This window comes from Rhodococcus sp. MH15 (assembly GCF_019266045.1).
Classification (GTDB): Bacteria; Actinomycetota; Actinomycetes; order Mycobacteriales; family Mycobacteriaceae; genus Rhodococcus_F; species Rhodococcus_F qingshengii.
Genome location: NZ_LPNP01000059.1, coordinates 33032 through 53864 on the forward strand (window position 1 = coordinate 33032; position 20833 = coordinate 53864).

Here is a 20833-nt window from a genome sequence, read left to right on the forward strand (position 1 = left end):
GAGTGCAGCCTTTCTCCCATTTGTCCAGCGGCAAGGCGCGTGTCACCACTACAAGTGGTTAACGGTACTCGAGGATGAAGCAATTCAGTACCTCAGGCTGAGTATGTCTACACCTCAGACGGACGCGCGCCGAAGCCCCCACCGCGGCACCCGCTACGGTCACGATCCCTGACACCTCCGTCGGCAAGCAGATCACCTGGCTTCTCAATGCGTTCAACACGAGCACGCCGTTGACCCAGGAAGAAATCGCCGAACACTTCGGGCCCACTGCATCCGTCGTCCTGACACCTCCGGACTTCGACTCCATCCGAGCCGGACAGCCTTGGACAACAGTGAAGTACAAGGGAGGCGACTCCGACGGCACAGTTTCCATCACCAGCACCACCGGCGGTGCGTTCGACGTCAACGTCGTCGTCGACGGCAACGGGCTGATCCTCGGAATGGCGATCACACCGACCAAGGACGTTCATGTGCCGGCCGCATCTTGGCAAGAACTCGAGGCAGCCGTCAAAGCGCTTCCCGCGCCGACCAATCTGACCGTCACCGAGGTCACCGAGGGAAAGAACGCCGAAGTCTTCAGTGTCGGCGACACCTCACCACAGCCCACAGGGTCAACGATCAAGCTGTACGTTCTCGGCGCGGTCGCGACGGCCGTCCAAAACGGGACACTCTCCTGGGATCAGAAGCTCACCATCACCGACGACCTCAAATCGATGCCCGGCGGGACCATGCAGGACCTGCCATCGGGAACTGGAGTCACGGTCCGAGATACCGCCGGCACGATGATCTCGATCAGCGACAACACCGCCACCGACATGCTGATCGCTGCTGTCGGGCGCGAGCAGGTAGAAGCCGAATTCGCCCCGATGGGCATGGCAAATCCTTCGCTCAACATCCCGCTCAAGCCGACCCGCGCACTGTTCCAACTCGGCTGGGGTGACCAAGGCGCACAACGTATCGCTTGGCGCGACGGAACTCCGGACGAGCGTCGAGCGATACTCGCGGCACTACCTGGCGGCCTGGTGGACATCCCGGCGTCAGCATTCACCACCCCCGCATGGCCTTTCGACATCGATTGGTTCGCCTCGCCCGCCGACCTGCGTGCCGCGTTGGTCACGTTGCAAGAGAAGGCGAAGACCGAGAGCGGCGCACCGGTTCGAGACATTCTCGCCGAGGATCCGGCGCTCAGCGACGAGTCCGCGAAATGGTTCACTTACGGCGGATTCAAGGGCGGCAGTTCCATCGGGGTCCTCGCGGGTGCCTATTACGTGGAACACGACGATCGTGCCTGGGTTGTCACCATGCAAACTCATGGTGACGACGCTGCATTGGTTGCCGACCCGGCTCTGTACTTCGATCCGGTCGACGACGCGATGCTCTTGATCCAGACGGATGCAACCAGTTAGTGCCCAGTGGCGGGCCGAAACCACGCACGCCGATTCATTGCCTTCGCCGATGAAGGCGCCGGATACAGAGAAGCCGCTGCACATCCAGTGTCATCCGGATGCACAGCGGCTTCGCTAAGTCTTAGCCCGTGGGGGTCTCGGTCTCGTCCGACGAGAATCCGTCGAAGAATGCGATGACCTTCTGAAGAAGTGCCGCGATGTCGAAATCTTCCAAGCTACCCATTGCGTTCGTCCTTTCGTTTAACACTGAGGATGAAACGTGCATCTTGCAATTTCCAATGTAAAGCATGAAAAGCATTATTTCTCGACCGCGCGACACTTCGGTCGCAAATACGCCACTCAGCAAGATATGGGCAAATCACCGGAAATAACAGCTCCCACCCGCAATATTTCAGTCTTCTGCAACCCGCTGAATTCCCCAATTAGCAAGTGGGTAAATCTTGAGAAAAATTTCCCGGCGCGTCGATCACGAAAGATATTCCTGGTGAAACTCTCAATCCAAGAACACAAAGACAGAGGAAGCTCCGACACAGCTGACACGCAGTTTTGCCCGCCTTCAAGAGTCGTCATCCACGCACATAGTGGACATTCGTCTGCGATAACGAACCGGTAGCAACACAATCCCAGGCACTTTCTCCCATCTTCTGACTTTTACCCATGACCACTGAAGATTTGCGCTGGTGAAACGCAATACCAGTTCGAAAGTTCCACAACTTCTCCGGATGCTGTGCACGCGATTAACTGATCAAATATCTGTTGACTCACCGAACCCACACACTCCGCCAGAACGCCACATCCGAATGCTGGACGTTAGTTTAGATGGGTTCGCATTCTCGGAATCTGCTCGATAACGGCGGCCCCACGGATAAAGCCGAGACTGCACCACCGCAGGCCGCCAGGTCATGATCCGCGACTCGGCGAAGGGCGTGCGGACAAGTCCACACGAGGGTGAAATAGGGGGTGAGACATGCCTTGGGGTCTCGTTTTACCGAGTCCGACACAGTACGTTTTCCCAGGCACGCCAGTCCCCAGATTCATACGGTGTGCAAGGACTCGTTGACGCTTCCGAGATGTTGGCAAGGCCGACCACAGGCCCCGTTCTCCCGACGAGAACGGGGCTTCCTCGGGTCGGTTTCCGCCTTCGACCGACCGGGTAGACGCGAGCATGGGCGCCACCTGCTCGACCGAATCCACCGCTGGCCGCCACGAATCGACGACCCCGACTGTCGGCGTCGAAGAAGAATTCATCCTCGTCGACCCGACCTCCTGGTTGCCGTCCACCGACAATGTTGCGGTTGCGGAAACCGCGTCGACACTGGGGTTGGATCTTCAGCTCGAGTTGTCCCGCTGCCAAGTCGAGACCAACTCTCCCGTGTGCCATGGCATCGACGAACTCCGAACCCACTTGATCGACATGCGTCGGCTCGCGGCAAAAGCTGCCGAGTTGAACGGCTGCAGGCTGTTGGCCGTCGGCGCACCGCTTTCGGGGCCTTCGCGTTTCGAGATCAGCGACTCGCCTCGCTACCGCCGGATGGGCGAACGCTTCGGCGCCCTCGCTGCCGAACAAAGCATCTGCGGTTGCCACATCCATGTGGGCGTCGCTGATCAAGTACAGGCCGTGCAGGTCTGCAATCACGTGCGCATCTGGTTGCCCGCCTTGTTGGCACTGAGCGCCAATTCCCGTGTCCACCAAGGAGTCGACACCGACTTCGCGAGTTGGCGGGCGATCCAATGGTCCAGGTGGCCAGTCGCCGGGCCGCCGCCGTACTTCGAGACCACCGGGGACTTCGACACCGCGGTTGCGAAGATGGTGGATTGCGGCGTGATGCTCGACAAGCGGATGGCCTACTGGGATATCCGACCTTCCTGCCACCTACCGACCGTCGAGATCCGAGTCTGCGACGTTCAACCGACAGCAGAGGATGCAGCGCTACTTGCAACCCTTGGACGGGCTCTGGTGGCAACTGCGTTACGCGCGATAGACCGGGGCATCGAGGCTCCGAACATTTCCCTCGAGAGCCTCCGCCTCGCAACCTGGGTGTCCGCGAAGGAAGGCGTCCTGGGAGCGTCGATCGATCCGATTACCTCACAAAGAATTTCAGCCACGGAACTGTTGCACCGGCTCCTGATCCATGTCCGTGACTCCCTCGACGAGGGAGGCGAGTACGCGAGCGTGGAGTCGGCGCTGCAGCTCAAGTCAGTCACAGGCAACGGCAGCGACTGGCAACAGCGAACGCTGCGCCAGGTCTGCCTTCGGGAACTGATTGCGCGTGCCGTTCAGCGCACCGTACCGACCGCGCCGACTGGCACGGATACGCACGACGAGCCGACAACGGATCAGTAGTAATGCCGCCGACCACCGATGGCGTGCCCGGCCGCGCCCAGCGCGTACAGGATGATTCCGATCACCAGCAAGACGACACCAATCGTCCACAGGATCGGAATGTTCACCACGAAACCGATTATCAGCAGGATCACGCCGAGGATGATCATCACAAGCTCCTTCAGTGCGTTCACTCGGGCGGATACGCCCGCCTCGAGCCGCATACACCGTGGATACCCGTCGGCAGAGCGTTTCATACCCACTCTGACCGGGTATTTCGCTGGGCACCATAATATTTGAAGAATCGAGCCCGCCATGATGAGAATTGTGACTCTGATCGTTCTGATCTGGCTGATAGTCGGGGCCGTCGCGGCCGGCCAACGCGGCTACTACAGCAGTTCGCCGACCAACTGCGCCGGCGTCGGGACCATCGCGCTCACGGTCATCGCGGGTCCGCTGAACTACTTCGGCGTCAACCCCAAAGTCACCGATTGCACGCTCCCCCAGCCCACCGAGTGAGCTGCGGGAAATCCACGCTAAACCGACTAGTCGTTACCCTGGAGGTGAGTCGACACACATCGAAGTGAGGGGCCACCATGACCACTGCACCAGATCGCACCCGAATCGAGTTCCCGGACATCAGCTCGCGTGCGTGGGAACACCCAGCCGATCGGGCTGCATTGGTGACGCTCCGGACGCTTCGGGGGTTCGACACTGTCCTGCGGACGCTGTCCGGACTGCTCCAAGAACGTCAGCACCGCCTCATGTACCTGGCCACGTCGGTGCGAGTCGACGAACGCCAGTTCAGCGACCTGAACGACCTGCGCCGTGACTGCGTCGACATCCTGCAGGCCGACGAGACACCCGAGCTGTTCGTACTCCAGACCCCGATGGTCAACGCCTTCACCATCGGCATGGACAAGCCGTTCATGGTGGTCACTACCGGCCTATTGGACGTGATGAACTACGAGGAACAGCGGTTCATCATCGGCCACGAACTTGGCCACGCGCTGTCCGGTCATGCTGTGTATCGGACCATCCTGATGCATTTGATGCGACTGGCCGGAACCATCGGATGGCTGCCCGTCGGCGGATGGGCATTGCGCGCGATCATCGCCGCCCTCATGGAATGGCAGCGCAAGTCAGAACTGTCCGGTGATCGTGCCGGACTGTTGTGCGGGCAGGACGTACACACCGCGATTCGCGTCCAGATGAAATTGGCGGGCGGATCCCGAGTCAGTGAAATCGACATCGACGCGTTTCTTGCCCAGGCCGCCGAGTACGACGCCAGCGGCGACCTCCGCGACGGTGTACTCAAGCTCCTCAACATCGAACTGCTCTCTCACCCGTTCTCGGTGCTTCGCGCCGCCGAGCTCAAGAAGTGGGTGGACAGCGGAGACTACGCCGCGATTCTGCGCGGAAACTACCCCCGTCGCGGCGATGACGACGGAGCGAAGATCAGCGACGAGTTCAAGAATGCAGCCAAGACCTACAAGCAGAACTTCGACGAGTCGGAGGACCCTTTGATCCGCATGGTGCGCGACATCGGTAGCGGATTGGGCGGTGCGGTCGGCGCCGTGGGGAATGGCGTCGGCGATGTAGCGTCGGACATCAAGGAACGATTCACCCACTGGCGCAAGAGTTCCGACAGGTCGAAGGGCACCGACGACGCCGAGTAAGCAGAATCGGGACCTGCCGCCGAAGGCAGTCGGCGGCAGGTCCCGGGCTCTTGGCGTGAAGGTGATGCAGGCTTCCCTCTGCACCACCCTCACGTTCACAGACAGTACCAGCAGTCGAACAAACGTGCGAACTGAAAGCGGTCGTGTCGAATCACCGGTTGTCGGGTACGCGGCATAGGACCACTACAGAAGGGAGCCGACATGCATGCTGGGCGACTGAAGAAGGTCGGTTCGAGTGACGGCCCGTTTGCCTCCGTGTACTTCGAAGACGTCCGTAACCGGGAAGATGCGCGCGAGCGCTTCGAACTCGAATGGCGCTCGATGCGCAATCAACTCACGAAACAGGGAGCATCGGAATCGCTGATCGCACGACTGGACGAGGTGAAGGACAACCATCACGGCATCTCAGGTCGCGCCGGACGCGCGATCGTCGCCACTTCCGAGGCAGTGCTGATCGACGATATTCTGCTCGAACCTGCCGGCTCCACTATCGCGACCTTGGGCGAACTGCCCTACCTGATTCCACTGATCGCACACGGATACGACACCGAACCGTTCCTCATCGCCAAGGTCGACCACACTGGCGCGGACCTGTGCGTGCGCGATGCTCGCGGGCGTGACGTGTACGGCGAAACGGTAGACGGAGACGGCTTCCCGGTCCACAAGGCACACGTGGGCGGTCAGGAGCGATACACCGACAGCCAAAGCCTCGTGGAGGAGAATATCCGGAAGAACCTGACTCAGGCTGTGGAGCGCGCGGCGGCACTCGCCCGTGAACACAAGGTCGCGCTGGTAGTTGTCATCGGAGAAGTACAATCCCGCAAAGCTTTTGCACAGCTTTTGCCGTCGACGCTACGGGTGGTGGACGTCGAAAAGGGTTCGCGTTCAGTCGGTTCGACACCCGCCGAGGTGTCCAAGTCGATTCGTGAACTGATCGACACGCAGCGACTGCGCAGAATGGATGTGGAAACCGAACGCTACGTCGCAGAGCAGGGCCGGGACTCCGGCCTCTCCATCGACGGGACCGCACGCGTCCTCGACGCCCTCGAACAGGGCAAGGTCGAGACGCTGCTGCTCACCGATCCCGACGACAAGGAAGTCACCAGTGGAGAGTTGATCGGGCCCGCCGATCGCGTACTCCCTTACATCGCAATCGGGACCGGCACCGAGTTGGTACAGATCGACGAACGCCTCGTTCTCGCCGACGGATACGGCGCGATACTTCGGCACCCTTGAACGCCGGAGCCTGCTGATCAGATTCGGTGGCGAGCACGTTCTATCGAGAAGCGTGCTTGCCCACCGAGTCCGGGAAACCATCGGCAATTGCTGCGACGAGTTCCAGATATGCCCGTGCCGTGCGCTTGTTCAACAACTTCAAGTCGATCGGACCGCCTTCGCCCAGGTGATCGTCGTAGGGCAACGTCTTGACCGCTCGCACTCCACGCTGAGCGAAAACGTCCTCGAGTTGATCGAGGTCGAGCGAAGACGAACCCGGCCGCGTCGAATTGATCGCCACGACCGACCTGCTCACCAGATCTGCGTATCCGTGCTTGGTCAGCCAACTGAGCGTTGCTGCAGCACTACGGGCACCATCCTGAGCTGTCGGGCTGACGACAACCAAAGCATCTGCTTCGTCGAGAATTCCGTACATGGCCGAGTGCATGATTCCGGTGCCACAGTCGGTGATGACGATGTTGTAATGCACCTCGAGAATTCGGAGAGTATCGAGGTAGTCCTGCTCGTTGAACGACTCCGAAGTTTCCGGATCTGCCTCACTCGCAAGGATTTCGAGTCGGCTGTCGCCTTGCGAGGTGTAGTAGCGAACATCGCTGTACGTACGAATGTCACCGTCGGCCAACAGATCACGAACGGTCAGGTGATGTTCACGTCGTTCGCGATCAGCCAGGGTCCCCAGGTCGGGATTGGCGTCGATGGCTACGATTCGATCCCCACGGATCGATGCGAACGTCGAACCGACAGTTTTGGCCGCCGTGGTTTTCCCCACTCCACCCTTGAGTGAGATGAAAGCAATCTTGTACACGCCGCGCACCGTTCGGTTGGCACGGCGCACGAGAGCCTGGTGTTCGAGTTCGGCAGCCGACTGCCCGGTGTTGATCCGGCCCCCGGTGAGTTTGAACAACACACTGCCCAAACCGCGTTCGGGTGGACGCTTCGCCCGCTTGATGATGTCCAGGTCGTCGACGGAGGTCATAGGCCTGGGCGTCGAGGTCCGGAAATCGGTCGGCTCTTCACGACGTTGCTGGCGCATCCGCTGACTGGGCAACGGTTTTGCTGCAGGCTCGTCGAATTGTGGTGTGAAGGTGACGGTTCGAATCGACGTTGCATAGCCGTCGTCGGACGCGTCGAAATGGCCGTCGCCCTGAGTCGTTCCGGAGTTGTTCCCCAGGACTCCGTTATTCGAACCGTTGTTATCGCTGCGCACCGTTTTCCTAGGTCGAGTTCGGAATCATTTCGGACATAGCCTCTCGGACGCTATCACTCTGGCGGGCTTGCCGTTCTCTGCTCAATACCGTCGTGGCACAACAGACCGTTACACCCGCACTTCGATGACTTTGGTCCCCAAGCTTGTGCCGATCTCAGCAAATACGAACGTCGGAACGATATGCGGCACAGATATCTTCATCTGCCGCTAGAAACAGCCTTCCGCAATGTCAGGGCAAATCCCTTGGTAACAAACGAGAAAAGGGAGGGCGATCGCCTCGGCGATCGCCCTCCCTTCATGGACAAGTGTTCAGCTGCTGCAGAATTCCGAACTACCGAGACTTCCGAAAATCGTCGACAGATCCACACTTCCGAACGAACTGCCCGTATCGCAGCCGTCGGCAGTGAGCGCGAAGTCGACACCGGTGACGTCATTCGTGCTCAGATTCACCGGAATTACTGCTGGATCGGCACCGCATCCGCTGCCGGGAACCACTTCTACGGAATAGCCGTCCTTGGCCGGCTTGTACTGAAAGAAGTAGTCACCGGAATCATCCGTCGTTGTCGTCGCGATTTGCGTGCCGGCATCGAGGAGATTCAACGTCACGTCAGACGCGCCGACCCCGTCGGCACCCGGACACCCGGTGACAGTTCCGACGATGCTGAACACCTTCACCAACTCGAAGTCGATCCCGGTCGCGTCGGACGTCGTCAGATCTACCGCCGTGCTGTCGGGTACGGATCCGCATCCAGCCGGCGAGTATGGACTGACCGTGTAATTGCCCGGAGGAACATTCGTGATCGTGTATCCGCCACCCACCCCGACAGTGGCCGAGGATATCTGCGTCGAGCCATCCCATACGACCATCCATATCCCGACCGGATCGCCAGTATCGCTACACGAGTTGACAAGGGTGCCCGACACGGAGCGTGTGACCGGGTCCGCCGAGGCCACCGAAGACAGGAAGAGACCGAACGCACCCATCAGGGCGAATATCGCAAAGAATCGACGCCTCATGAAACTCTCCTATGTGTTTGCCCTGCCGTCGACCCGTTGCCGGCGACCAGAGCCAAGTCTGGCACCGGAAAATGACCGTCACGTTTGTTTCACCCGGTCCTCGGCAAAGTTTGGCGAATCGGACAAATCCCCCACCTAACGCGTTCGTCGGTCGGCCACCGAAACGATCCCGACCGATCACCTACTAAGCCCGGTAGTAGGCGCCTGTATCCTTTCGCGTATGACGCCGGGTCCGAAAGATGTCGCGCAGCTGCGCGGCGCTTTCGTGGGCGGCACCTCCGGCGCGGTTTCCGTCGCAGCCCACGCGCTCGGTGGTGGCGGCATGGCCCCGTCCGAAAGCGCTGTCGTGTTGCTGATCCTCGCCTGCGTGAGCGTCGGCGCGGTGGTCACGTCCATCGACACCCGTCGCTCCCCCGCGCTCTTGCTCGCCCTCATGCTCGCTGCGGGTCAGGCCATCGGTCACGCGACGTTGACCATCGCTTCGGATCATCAACACGGCCTGCTCCTGTCCCTTCCGATGCTCGCGGCACACATCGCTGCCGTCGGAGTGTGCGCAGTGCTGATCCGCGGCGCAGAACGCGGATACGTCGTGGCCGCATCGACGGTAGCGGCAATCGTCGCCGTTCTATTGCGCCCGTGGGCAGCTGAACCGTCACCGTTCGCTGCACGTACTCGATACCGCGCCAAAGTTGTTCTACGTCAACTTCTCACCTCAGGCCTGGGCACTCGCGGCCCACCGGCATTCGTGTAACTCACCTCCCCTTTCCTTTCACGCACGTGATTACGTGCGCCACTTTGCTGTGCGCCTTTATTAACCGCCCGCGGTTAATAAAGGCGCACAGCGGGATCGAGTACACGCATGTCCGCACCCGAATTGGAGCGCGCACAGACGCGCGCGTCCAACGACAGTTCTCCCCCGAAGAAGCAGGTCGGCGGCGCCAGACCACTGATCCTGCGTCTGCACTTCTACGCCGGCGTCCTGATCGGACCGTTCATCCTCATCGCCGCTTTGAGCGGTGGCCTCTACGCGATGGCACCCACCATCGAGAAGTTCGTTTACAGCGACTACCTCCAGACCGACACCACCGGACAGATCGCGTCACTGAACGACCAGATCCGTTCCGCTCAGCAGTACCGCCCCGACTTGACGGTCTCGGCAGTACGTCCGTCCCCTGCTGCCGGCGAAACCACCCGAGTCCTGTTCACCGATCCGTCACTGGGCGAATCGGAGAGGCTCGCCGTGTTCGTCGATCCGGTGCTCGCACAGCCGGTCGGCGAGTTGGCGGTCTACGGAAGCAGTGGTTCGCTGCCACTGCGAACCTGGATCTCCCAACTGCATCGCCACCTTCATCTGGGCGAACCCGGCCGCCTCTACAGCGAATTGGCCGCGTCGTGGATGTGGGTGGTCGCACTCGGCGGTGTCTACCTCTGGTTCCGTCGTTACCGCACCGCCCGGAACGCTCGACTGCTCACGATCGACCGAGCATCCACCGGACGAAGCCGGACCCTGAACTGGCACGGTGTCGTCGGCATCTGGATAGCAGTTGCATTGGTCTTCCTCTCGGCGACCGGCCTCACGTGGTCGACCTACGCCGGAGAGAACGTCAGCAATCTGAGAACCGCGTTGAGTTGGACGACGCCCTCAGTTGTGAAAACTCTCGGCGACGCTCCCCCTCCGGCGACAGGCGGGCACGAGGGTCACGACATGGCCCCTGCCGCCACCGGCACGCTGACGGACACCAACGTCGGACGCGTCGACACCGTCCTCGGTATCGCCAGGTACAACGGGATCACCGGTCCTGTCGAAGTATCGATACCCGCGAACGCCGAGACGGCGTTCACCGTCGCCCAGACACGTCAGCCCTGGGTGTACAGCAACAACACCATCGCAATCGACGGAGCGACGCAAAAGGTCACCGACGAGTTGTGGTTCTCGGATTGGCCACTCGCAGCCAAACTTTCGGCCTGGGGAATCCAACTCCACATGGGCCTGCTGTTCGGTCTTGCCAACCAGATCGCACTCGCCGCACTGGCACTCGCACTGGTCAGCGTGGTCATTCGGGGCTACATCATGTGGTGGCGCCGACGCCCCACTCGTGGCTCCGACTGGGCAGTCGGCCGGGTTCCTGCCCGCGGCGGAATCCGCAACCTCTCCCCGGTCGGCCTCGTTGCGCTCGTCGCGATCACGGCGTTGGTCGGTTGGTTCGTTCCGCTACTCGGCATCAGCCTTCTCGCATTCCTGCTGATCGACCTGTGCCTTGCGGCGTTCAAACGCCGTGCCACCACCTGACACTTCACGAATTACGGAGACACACATGACTGTTCGCACAAAGATATTCGCAGCTGTTGCACTGTCCGCAGCTCTCGCCCTGACCGGCTGTTCTTCCAACTCCGACAAGGAAACCGAAGCTGCACAATCCATCACAGTTCAGGATCAATGGGTCAAGGCCGCGCAGGAAGGAATGAGCGCGGCGTTCGCCGAACTCGTCAACTCCAGTGACAAGGACGTACGCGTGGTCTCGGCCACCAGCCCCGCGTCGTCTCGACTCGAACTGCACGAAGTCGTGACCGGCGACGGCGGAACGATGACGATGCGTCCCAAGGACGGCGGTTTCCTGGTCCCTGCCAACGGGTCCGCCTCCCTCACCCCGGGCGGTGACCACCTCATGTTCATGGACCTGTCCGCGCCGCTGCTCCCAGGCGCAGAAACCGACCTCACCTTGATCTACGACGACGGTTCCAGCACCACGTTCACAGCCCAGATTCGCGACTTCTCCGGTAATCAGGAGAACTACGACCCGAATCACGGTGGCTGAGAACACGAACCCGCCCAGCCGAGCAGTCAGTCGGCGGCGCCTTCTCGGAGGAGGCGCCGCCGCGCTCGGCGTGGCGGGAATAACCTGGGGCGCAACCACAGTGGTCGAGCGCAGCCAACAGGAGCAGCAAGCAGGCAAGCTGGTGGAACCGTTCTACGGAGTCCACCAAGCCGGCATCGACACCACGCCGCAAGCGCACGGCACCTTCATCGGGTTCGACCTCTTGCCTGGAACCGATCGAGCAGTCGTCGTCGGAATCATGAAGATGTGGTCCGAGGATGCGTCACGGCTCACCGCGGGCAACCCGGCGTTGGCGGACACCGAACGGGAACTGGCTGTGGATCCGGCACGCTTGACGGTGACCGTCGGCTACGGTCCTGGCCTGTTCACCAAGCTGGGATTGCAAGCACGTCAACCGGACTGGTTCGAGCCGTTGCCGAGCTACGAGATCGACCGACTTGACGACCGATGGGGCGGGTCGGACCTGTTGCTGCAGATTTGTGGCGACGATCCGGTGACCATTGCTCATGCTGTGCGAGTTCTGACCAAGAACGTCCGATCACTGACGACAATCCGGTGGACACAAAAGGGATTCCGCAACGCTCGCGGCACCACGCCCGAGGGAACCACGATGCGCAATCTCATGGGCCAAGTGGACGGGACGGTCAATCCTGCTCCGGGAACAGTGGATTTCGATTCACTGATCTGGCACGACGGCGCCGGTCAACCGTGGCTGGCGGGCGGAACCTCGTTGGTACTGCGACGCATTCGCATGGAAATGGATACCTGGGACGAACTCGACCGTTCGGGGCGCGAACTCACGATGGGGCGCACGTTGTCCAATGGCGCTCCGCTCAACGGAACCAACGAATTCGACGAAGCGGATTTCACACTCACGGACAAGTTCGGGATTCCGGTGATCCCGCCAGGATCACACATCGCGCGAGCCCACCAGACGCATGAGAAGGAGCAGTTCTTCCGTCGGGCATACAACTACGACGACGCACCCGAGAGCGGGCAGACCTCGAATTCGGGATTGATCTTCGCAGCATTCCAACGGGACATCGCCGAGCAATATCTACCGGTCCAACAGCGATTGAGTGACTTCGACGCACTCAACGAGTGGACGACGCCGATCGGTTCTGCGGTGTATCTCATTCCGCCGGGATGCACCGAGAACGACTATCTGGGAAGCGGATTGCTCGGCTGACAACCCCGGGCAACGATATTGTGGGGGCTGGATCCGAACGGATCCCGCCCCCACAATTCCTTCTACCTGAAGTTGTTGCGTTACTTGGACTTACGAGGTCCCGGCATGACCGCACCTGGACGGGCGGTAGTCAACCTCGTGACCCAACCGCTGACGGGCCACTTCTTCAGGCCGACGTTGTGCGGGGTGACCTCGGTTCCGACGTACTTGGCAGCAAGCTCGTCGTCGACGGTTCCGTTGAACCGCCACAGTTGGCTTCCGTCGGCATTGCGGGTGGACACCTCCCATGACTGAGCACGGAAGGCACCACGAATGATGCTGTCGGCAAACACCAGAACGGGGATTCCGATCTCGGCACGAACGGCCGCACCGGCAGACCACTCGGCGCGCGCGAGTTCGTAGATCTCTTCCGGCGTTGCTCCCGGACGGGCGGAGGCCGGTACGTGGAGGACGATGCTCGGCGTCGGGAGTTCCGGCGCGGGATCAGCCGAGTAGCGCAATGCGAGTTCCTCGACGCGCGTCGCACGGGCGTCCTTGTCCGAGGTATCGCCTGCGAGATTGGTCAGACCCTCTCCCGCGTCGGTGATCCGCAAGGCTTCCACGATGCCTCGGACGACCTCGTCGGTAGTGGCGGCCGAATCCGTGGCGGCAGAGACCGAGCGGAGGAGTACGAAGTGCTCCACCGCCGAACCTGCGTCGTAGATCTCGCGGATCCGAGCGATCTTGGCTGCCGTCACAGCAGCATTCGACTCGGCCGGAGCGTCCGCTCCTTCGAGGTTCGCGAGTTCACCGAGCGCTTCGAATACCGGCGCGAATACTTGATTTCCCGTGCCGTGCCCGACATGGAACACCTGGTCGTTACGCGGGTCACGCAAAGCAAAGACATACTGCCCCAGCCTCTTCCCGACCTTCTCGGAGAACGGCTGCGGAGCGGGCTTCCTGACGACGACCTCGGTGGACAGAGTGCGCATCACGGCCAGACGTAGTGCGTCTGGCACGCTGGTGGAACCGGCAGCACCGGAAAAGATTGCCGCCGAAGCAGCGCTGATCGAGGTGAACGTGCGGCCGACTTGCTTCTCGAGAGATGCAGAGACCGTACCGACCGCAGTCAGTTTTGCATCGAGGGTGCCGTCACCCTCGACAAGGAACTCCTTGATCAACGGAGCAACGAGCAAAGTGGAGCCGATAGCGCGAGGAACTGTCCAGACAATAGCCATGCCACGAGCCTAGGCGATCACCTCGAGACGCGAGGCGAACGCGACTCAGCCCGCCGCTGCCGGCCCGGCCAGTCCCTGCACAAGTAGGTTCCAGGCCGAGTGCGCGACTTCTTTTCGCGAGCTCTCGGCAGTCCGTTCCATGATCGCGGCGAACATGGCGATCGCCAGGATCACGTCCTCAGCAGTCACGGACTCGCGTATCTTCCCAGCTCGACGCGCCTCCTCGAGGCGTCCTTCGAGGAGATCGGTCAGGCGGGTGCCTGCCGAATTCAGTCGTGAGTCGCCGAAGGAGACGGGCTTGATGACCTCCACGAACACGATGGAGGTGGTGATCTGGTCTACCAACAATCGAAAAAGATCGTCGAGAGTCGAATCCGGATCGGCAGCCATATCTTGCAGCTCGACGATGTTCTCGTCGAACACCGCGAGTGCGAGGCTTTCGCGAGTGGGAAAGTGCCGGTAGAGGCTGCCCTGACCGACGCCGGCCGTGCGGGCGATCAGGCTGAGCGGAGCAGCAAAACCCTGAGTGGCGAACACCTCACGAGCTGCTGAGACGAGTGCCGCACGATTGCGCGCCGCATCTCTCGGCCCTCTGTTGAGAGATCCGCTATTGACGCGGCCAGACGATGTCACGCACACTACGATACCAACCGGACAGCATTGTCCGGTTGGTTGCGGCCCGACACCGGTTCACACCCCGACCCGATCGTCGTGAGCGCTCGAACACGCGCCTGCCCTCCGTGCTGCCTGTCCGTGAGATACGTCTGCCCGTGAGATACGAAAGGCAATCCCGCACCGGGAGTTGGACTCGATGAAATCGTTCACGACCATCAGAACCAGATCTGCCATCGCACTCGTCGCCTTGATCACCGTCCATCCCGTGTGCGTCGCGTCGGCTGAGCCCGCCACTGCCCCGGGCTCGATCCACGAGAATCCGGGTGTCGCTTCCACCGCCGCAAGCCGCGCCGAATGCGGCCCGGGATCGATGCCCGAGACCGGGTTGCAGGGTGATGTTCCGGCCGAGGACCGAAACAGCGGACGCAGCCGAGACGGCTACAGCTGCAACATGTCTCAGATCGGCGGCTACTCGGGTCGCGGCGGCGGGATCACGTCCACCAACTTCGAACACTGCTCGTACGTCGGCAGTTTCTTCCCCGGGAACCTCCTGGGCCCCGCACAGGGCGTCCAAGTTCTCGACGTATCGGATCCTGCCAATCCCGCTCTCACCGCCACGCTGACCGAACCCGCGATGCTGGCCGGAACGTGGGAGAGCCTCAAGGTCAACACCGCGCGAAAGCTGCTGGTGGGCACGGGCGTTCCGCTCTTGACCGGCGTCGGCCTGATGTCGGTCTACGACATCTCCGATTGCGCGCACCCGAAACTACTCAACCCCGGACCAGGAACCGATCTGGGGATGCTGCTGCCCATCACCAATCACGAGGGAGGATTTTCACCGGACGGGAACACCTACTGGTCTTCCGGCACCGCTCCCGGCGTGGTGAGCGCCGTCGATCTCACCGATCCCGCCAACCCACGCGTCGTCTGGCAGGACCTCATCGGGTTGTCGACGCACGGCTTCGGAATCAGTCCCGACGGAAATCGCATGTACTTGTCGAACAATCTCGGCGGAATACATGTCCTCGACATCAGTGAGGTTCAGCGCCGCGTCCCGAATCCTCGGGTGCGCCAACTGTCCCAGCTCTCGTGGACCGACGGGTGGGCCACCCAACACAGCATTCCGGTCACCTACGACGGTTCGCCGTACCTGTTCACCGTCGACGAAGGTGGTTCCGGCGGAGTCAAATTGATCGACGTCTCCGATGACGACGAACCGTCGGTCGTCAATTCAGTGAAGCTCGAAATCAATCTGCCGGAGAATCAAGACGCTGCGCTGGCGTCTGCTGCCGGCGGATCGCTGTTCGCGTACGAATCTCACTACTGTTCGGCAGATCGCCCGGTCGACCCGACGGCGCTGGCATGTGGATGGATCTCGAGCGGGATTCGGGTCTTCGATGTTCGAGATCCCTTCGACGTCCACGAAATTGCGTACTTCAACCCACCTGCTCGGACCGGCGGCAATCTCGAACTCGCCAACTCGCCACACGCTCTCGCGTCGCTCATCGGGGTACCCGTTCTCAGCACCCCGGCAATCGCGCAGTCGATCGCGCAGGGCCAGTTCGACCCCGGCCAAGCACTGAGTTCGCGGTCGGGCATGGTCGCTCTCGGCGACATCTCGACCGATTGGTGCTTCTCCCCGCCCGAATGGCGCGGGACCACGTTGTGGGCGACGTGCGCCGACAACGGCTTTGTTGCCATGCAACTCGAAAACGGTGTCTACACACCACCGGCTGACCAGAAGACGACCGTGGGATCATGACGGCACCGCGAGCGGTCAAAGCCGTCGCACTCGTGGCTGCAGCACTGATGCTGCTCGTACTCGGCGCAGCACTACGTCCCCTGTTCGCACCCGAGAACCACACGCAGAGAGCTGTTCTGAGCGAAACCGAAATCGGATTCGTGCACGACATGGCGGCCCACCATCAACAGGCCCTCTTCATTCTCGCGCGTCTGAGTCCCGATGTGGACCCGGCGGTGACGAGACTGGCCCAGCAGATCGACGATGTTCAACGAACGGAAATCGGTGTCATGCTCGGTTGGCTGAGGTTGGCCGGTGTCCCGCCGAACAGTAGAACGCCGATGGCGTGGATGGAGGCGTCGCCGAGCGGCGCCGGCGACTCTCGTCATCACCCGGCAACGCTGGACACCGAGACCGACTCCATGCCGGGTATGGCTACGACCGAAGAACTCGAGAAACTGAGCAGCGCTCGCGGGCTCGACGCCGAGGTCCTTTTCCTTCAACTGATGGAACGCCACCACCGTGGCGGGATCGCCATGGCGCAGGCCGCCGACGCCCTACTCGAGAGCGGGCCGGTGAAACAGTCCGCCCGCGACATGATCAACACCCAGAGTCAGGAATCCGGGCTGATGACGCTGATGCTCGAACAACGTGGGGCACAACCACTGCACTGACCCGCATGTGCAGTGACTACCATAGGTGTCGACCTGCGAACTACAGAAGGAATCGACACTTCATCATGACCCTGCTCGTTCGCGGAATCGATTGGTCGAACCCGACAGCACCGCGGATCCGATGCGTCGACGACACCACTTCCGCTACGACCTTCTTCACTCACGACTCGGTGCTGCGATTCTCCGTCGACGAGACGAAGGGCCGCCGCTGCCTCGGCTGGCGAGATCTCACCGCCGAAGGTCCAGGACACTCGCCGTGCGACCGCGGGGCGACGGTCACCGCAGGACGCCAATGCGACCGATGCCGAAATCGTGAGGGGTTCACCACGGTTCATCAGGCACACGTCAGCGGCGCGCACATTCATCCGAATGTGCGTACCTACCTCGCACAACCACAATGGCTCTACGTCGACGTATTCGCCGGCGGCCAGATGAAGGTGGGGACGGCTTCCGAGTTCCGCAAGCATCCGCGAGTCGCCGAACAAGGGGCAGTCTGCGCATTGTTCGTAGCGCGGTCGACGGACGGTTACAGCATTCGCGCCCTCGAAGCCCGAGTTTCGGAGCACTTCCACTTGAGCCAGGCAATACGTACGTCTCGGAAAATCGAAGCGTTGACAGGGCCCTTGGATCGAGAGAAACTACGAAAGTCGTTGCACCACTTCGTATCGTCGATCAAAGACGAGCTGAATGACATCGGATCGGACATCGACGGAATCGAGATCCTGGAGGCTCCCGAAGAATGGACGGCGCCGGCGTGCGCTGACATGGTCTTCGATGCGGCACCGTTGATCGCGTACCCGCACACTTTCGAGTCCGGCGAACATTCCTTGTATTTGGAGGGCCTTGCCGGTTCGATCGCCTCGCTGCGGATCGACCCCGACTCTGAATCGCCACGCTTTGTCGCGGACGTGTCCGGACTGGTCGGTCGAACCATCACCGTCGGCGAGTTCGAGTCCCCTGGCGTGGCGATTCAGGAATCGTTGTTCTGAAAGTAGGTCAGCAACTTCCCGCAGTCGCTGCGGCGAATCCGCGAGTGACCTCGGCCTGCTCGTCGGCAGACAGGCTCGACCATTCGGGATAAGCCTGGATGGAGGTCAGCATGTCGTTTGCCAATGATTCACGCGTCATGCCCATTTCCTCTCCGGACTCGTCGATGGCCGGCTGGTAGGCGTCGAGGTACCGGAGAACGTCGGAGCACGCCTGCGCGTAGGTCCGTGGCAGTGCCGAACTCACATTCGGGTCGGACGGGACCTCAGCCGGAGCACTCGAGTCGACCGAAGGGGTCTCGGTAGGTATTTCCGACGACGTCGCCGGAGCCTCGGATGACGTCGTCGACGTCGCCGTGGTGGTCGCCGAAGCAGAGGAAGTGAGTGTTCCGACCTCGGTCGGCTTGTCTCCGTCAGAACCGCAGGCAACCAGCGCCACCAGCGAGCAGGCACCGATGAACCCGGTGATCGTTTTCTTCATCCCTCAAGGATGCCAGAGGGCCACTGGCGTTCGAACGGACCGGCATCGCCCGTCAGCGCCAATTGCCCGAGCATCCTGCCGAATCCGAGCGCCTCGCCCTCCCGACTGCGGGATTGGACTGTATGCCCCGTTCGCGAACCCATGCTACGGTGACTTAACTGCAAAATAACTACGGGTGGGATTGTCCGGTCTGCCGCGTTCATCCGGAACGCTCCGATCGGAAATAGTTCGTCTATAAGGGGCTGGAACGAGTGGGACTTTTTCGTCGACGAGGTTCCCGCGAGGAAGACGACGATCGCGGGCAAAACCTCGATCGCAGCGACCCCGGGTACGCCGCCTGGTTCGCGAACGTCGCCGACGCGGGTGGTCAGCCGATTCCGTACAAGCGACCGCTGACCGCACCGGTGTATCCGCAACTCCAGCCGCCGGCCCCGGACTACGAGACGGATACTAGACGGCCACTCAACGCACCCGCCGGAGACGGCTGGCTACCCGCAGACCGCATCGACGAATTCGAGTCGTCGAATGGCCGCCCATCTGCACCGAACGGAACGAGCCCACAAATCTCACAAACTGAAAAGTTGCCGCCCGACCCACTCCCGACGCCGCAACCAACGATTCCACCTCGAAATGTACCGATGACTTCACCACCGAAGCATCACCTGGAGTCGCCCCGCGCGACTCGGCCCTACCAAGGAGAAGCAATGAGCAACATCGACAAGATCCTCGGCGAATTGATGCGCATCGACGGTGCCAGCGGTGCAGCCGTCGTCGACGCCGACAGCGGAATGGTTCTCGGCATGAGCGGCAACCCGTCATTCAGCCTCGAGTACGCCGGCGCCGGCAACTCCGAGGTTGTGCGAGCAAAGCTCCGCACGATGAGTAACTTGGGGATTACCGACACCCTGGAAGACATCCTGATCACCCTGAGCAACCAGTACCACCTCATTCGCGTCCTCGAGACGCCCGGACTGTCGACGCTGTTCGTGTACCTCGTTTTGGACCGTGCGCGTGCGAACCTGGCGCTGGCCCGCCACAAGCTGGGCGAACAGACCCCCAAGATCGAGATCTGACGCTTCCACTCCCTTCCCGACAATGCCCGGTCCTCGCCAACGGCGAGGGTCGGGCATTGTTCGTTCCGAACACTCGATTGGTGAACCTCGCGCCGGCGCCGATACTGGGACCGTGACTATCGCGGATGCTCCTTGCGTGTGGTTGACCACCCTCCGAAGCGACGGCTCGCCGCACACGACTCCGGTCTGGTTCTTACTGCATCAGAACACATTCTGGATACCGAGCGCTGAGCAGAATCGTAAGGTTCGGAACCTGCTGGACGATCCTCGGGTCTCGTTGGCAGTCGACGGATCCGCTGGCGACCCGTGGGTCGCACAGGGCCTCGCGACAATTCATCACGACGTCGGCGAATTCGTCGACCTCCTGAGACTTTTCGGCGAGAAGTACGACGGCTGGGATGCCGCAGACGAAACTCGTGACGGTCCGCGGGTCCTCGTCTCGGTCCCGGTGACTCGATGGTTCCTTCGACCGGACTGACAGACAGTGCCGGTTAGGCCCGAATTGTCGTGAATGACATACTTGTAGTTCATCTCTCGCAGAAATGGACTCTCACACATGGCACGCACGGCACATCACAGGCGCGGCATCACCGGCGTCACCATCGGCATTGCTGCCGTGATCGTGCTGGGAGGTTGCGCCAATTCCAACGCCGACGCGCCCGAAACATCTTCTCTCGGTTCGGGAATCGGATCCGGGGTCACCACGACGGTCGTGACCGAAGCCTCGGCTCCTTCGTCCGCCGCAATTGAACTGCTGGCACAGATCCCCGTCAAGGGACGCGCACCCAAGACCGGATACGACCGCGCGCTGTTCGGTACCGCCTGGACCGACGACGTCACCGTCGAATTCGGCCACAACGGCTGCGATACTCGCAACGACATCCTGCGGCGTGACCTCACCGACCTGACATTCAAGGACGGCTCCAAAAGCTGCTCGGTCCAAACCGGTACGCTCCGTGACCCGTACACGAACAAGACCATCGCGTTCACCCGCGGCCAGGACACGTCTTCTGCAGTCCAGATCGATCACGTGTTATCAGCAGCTTTGTCAAGGAGTCTTCCTCTTTCTGCTGGTCACTATGTCGATGACATGCCGCTCACTGCTGTGGTGGCCTTGTGATGCGCCAGCGCGTGACCGGGGTCGCGGCGGTA

At 61.4% G+C, this 20833-nt stretch carries 21 protein-coding genes; 15 read left to right on the top strand and 6 right to left on the bottom strand.

The window, feature by feature from the left end; all coding sequences use genetic code 11:
* Positions 1 to 164: 164 nt before the first annotated feature.
* Positions 165 to 1406, top strand: coding sequence for a serine hydrolase (locus ATN37_RS06540; protein ID WP_308125197.1), 1242 nt, complete (start codon positions 165 to 167; stop codon positions 1404 to 1406).
* A 1165-nt stretch (positions 1407 to 2571) separates the two neighbouring features.
* Positions 2572 to 3750 (top strand): glutamate--cysteine ligase, encoded by a 1179-nt coding sequence (locus ATN37_RS06545; protein ID WP_064688501.1) that lies wholly within the window; start codon positions 2572 to 2574, stop codon positions 3748 to 3750.
* Here the strand turns inward: ATN37_RS06545 and ATN37_RS06550 are convergent.
* A complete protein-coding gene (locus ATN37_RS06550; RefSeq protein WP_003945912.1) occupies positions 3744 to 3899 on the bottom strand; it encodes a DUF6131 family protein in 156 nt (51 codons plus the stop codon). The two genes, ATN37_RS06545 and ATN37_RS06550, sit on opposite strands and share 7 nt — an antisense overlap.
* Positions 3900 to 4044: 145 nt before the next feature.
* Here ATN37_RS06550 and ATN37_RS06555 point away from each other — a divergent pair, with 145 nt between their 5' ends.
* The 3 genes from ATN37_RS06555 (at position 4045) to ATN37_RS06565 (ending at position 6644) form a co-directional block, all read left to right on the top strand.
* The gene (locus ATN37_RS06555) at positions 4045 to 4248 is read left to right on the top strand and encodes a hypothetical protein (protein WP_003945456.1); all 204 of its coding nucleotides are present in this window, start codon (positions 4045 to 4047) and stop codon (positions 4246 to 4248) included.
* Positions 4249 to 4325: 77 nt separating this feature from the next.
* Positions 4326 to 5408, top strand: coding sequence for a M48 family metallopeptidase (locus ATN37_RS06560; protein WP_042452503.1), 1083 nt, complete (start codon positions 4326 to 4328; stop codon positions 5406 to 5408).
* 201 nt (positions 5409 to 5609) lie between these two features.
* A complete protein-coding gene (locus ATN37_RS06565; protein WP_007734628.1) occupies positions 5610 to 6644 on the top strand; it encodes a hypothetical protein in 1035 nt (344 codons plus the stop codon).
* A 40-nt stretch (positions 6645 to 6684) separates the two neighbouring features.
* Here the strand turns inward: ATN37_RS06565 and ATN37_RS06570 are convergent, their stop codons facing one another.
* Both ATN37_RS06570 and ATN37_RS06575 read right to left on the bottom strand, forming a co-directional pair.
* Complete coding sequence (locus ATN37_RS06570; protein ID WP_003945525.1) at positions 6685 to 7851, bottom strand: MinD/ParA family protein; 1167 nt, start codon at positions 7849 to 7851, stop codon at positions 6685 to 6687.
* A 309-nt stretch (positions 7852 to 8160) separates the two neighbouring features.
* Positions 8161 to 8868, bottom strand: a complete 708-nt coding sequence (locus tag ATN37_RS06575; RefSeq protein WP_218694932.1) for a hypothetical protein — start codon at positions 8866 to 8868, stop codon at positions 8161 to 8163.
* A 220-nt stretch (positions 8869 to 9088) separates the two neighbouring features.
* On the opposite strand from ATN37_RS06575, the gene ATN37_RS06580 reads away from it, so the two are divergent.
* From ATN37_RS06580 to ATN37_RS06595, 4 genes are all read left to right on the top strand, one after another.
* Positions 9089 to 9619, top strand: a complete 531-nt coding sequence (locus ATN37_RS06580) for a hypothetical protein (RefSeq protein ID WP_218694933.1) — start codon at positions 9089 to 9091, stop codon at positions 9617 to 9619.
* Positions 9620 to 9727: 108 nt separating this feature from the next.
* Complete coding sequence (locus tag ATN37_RS06585; protein WP_063314929.1) at positions 9728 to 11158, top strand: PepSY domain-containing protein; 1431 nt, start codon at positions 9728 to 9730, stop codon at positions 11156 to 11158.
* Positions 11159 to 11183: 25 nt separating this feature from the next.
* Positions 11184 to 11684, top strand: a complete 501-nt coding sequence (locus ATN37_RS06590) for a copper chaperone PCu(A)C (RefSeq protein WP_063314930.1) — start codon at positions 11184 to 11186, stop codon at positions 11682 to 11684.
* Complete coding sequence (locus tag ATN37_RS06595; RefSeq protein WP_063314931.1) at positions 11677 to 12894, top strand: Dyp-type peroxidase; 1218 nt, start codon at positions 11677 to 11679, stop codon at positions 12892 to 12894. Before ATN37_RS06590 ends, ATN37_RS06595 begins: the two co-directional genes overlap by 8 nt.
* Before the next feature lie 80 nt (positions 12895 to 12974).
* Here the strand turns inward: ATN37_RS06595 and ATN37_RS06600 are convergent, their stop codons facing one another.
* Complete coding sequence (locus tag ATN37_RS06600; protein WP_047269279.1) at positions 12975 to 14111, bottom strand: GIY-YIG nuclease family protein; 1137 nt, start codon at positions 14109 to 14111, stop codon at positions 12975 to 12977.
* Positions 14112 to 14156: 45 nt separating this feature from the next.
* Positions 14157 to 14744 (bottom strand): TetR/AcrR family transcriptional regulator, encoded by a 588-nt coding sequence (locus ATN37_RS06605; protein WP_223304676.1) that lies wholly within the window; start codon positions 14742 to 14744, stop codon positions 14157 to 14159.
* Positions 14745 to 14922: 178 nt separating this feature from the next.
* Between ATN37_RS06605 and ATN37_RS06610 the strand changes: the two genes are divergently transcribed.
* From ATN37_RS06610 to ATN37_RS06620, 3 genes are all read left to right on the top strand, one after another.
* Positions 14923 to 16488, top strand: coding sequence for an LVIVD repeat-containing protein (locus ATN37_RS06610; RefSeq protein ID WP_218694934.1), 1566 nt, complete (start codon positions 14923 to 14925; stop codon positions 16486 to 16488).
* The gene (locus ATN37_RS06615; RefSeq protein ID WP_007734614.1) at positions 16485 to 17141 is read left to right on the top strand and encodes a DUF305 domain-containing protein; all 657 of its coding nucleotides are present in this window, start codon (positions 16485 to 16487) and stop codon (positions 17139 to 17141) included. The genes ATN37_RS06610 and ATN37_RS06615 overlap by 4 nt, the downstream gene beginning before the upstream one ends.
* Positions 17142 to 17206: 65 nt before the next feature.
* Positions 17207 to 18130 carry a DUF2797 domain-containing protein gene (locus ATN37_RS06620; RefSeq protein WP_054187969.1) on the top strand — a complete coding sequence of 308 codons (924 nt, stop codon included), beginning with the start codon at positions 17207 to 17209 and terminating at the stop codon, positions 18128 to 18130.
* 7 nt (positions 18131 to 18137) lie between these two features.
* Here the strand turns inward: ATN37_RS06620 and ATN37_RS06625 are convergent, their stop codons facing one another.
* Positions 18138 to 18608, bottom strand: coding sequence for a hypothetical protein (locus ATN37_RS06625; protein WP_003945723.1), 471 nt, complete (start codon positions 18606 to 18608; stop codon positions 18138 to 18140).
* A gap of 704 nt (positions 18609 to 19312) precedes the next feature.
* Between ATN37_RS06625 and ATN37_RS32420 the strand changes: the two genes are divergently transcribed.
* From ATN37_RS32420 to ATN37_RS06640, 3 genes are all read left to right on the top strand, one after another.
* Positions 19313 to 19681: a hypothetical protein gene (locus ATN37_RS32420; RefSeq protein ID WP_020906454.1), complete on the top strand. Its 369-nt coding sequence runs from the start codon at positions 19313 to 19315 to the stop codon at positions 19679 to 19681.
* A gap of 112 nt (positions 19682 to 19793) precedes the next feature.
* Positions 19794 to 20159, top strand: coding sequence for a pyridoxamine 5'-phosphate oxidase family protein (locus ATN37_RS06635; protein ID WP_047269305.1), 366 nt, complete (start codon positions 19794 to 19796; stop codon positions 20157 to 20159).
* 78 nt (positions 20160 to 20237) lie between these two features.
* On the top strand, positions 20238 to 20801 hold the full coding sequence (locus ATN37_RS06640; RefSeq protein ID WP_371734681.1) for a hypothetical protein: 564 nt from the start codon (positions 20238 to 20240) through the stop codon (positions 20799 to 20801).
* Positions 20802 to 20833: the final 32 nt, after the last annotated feature.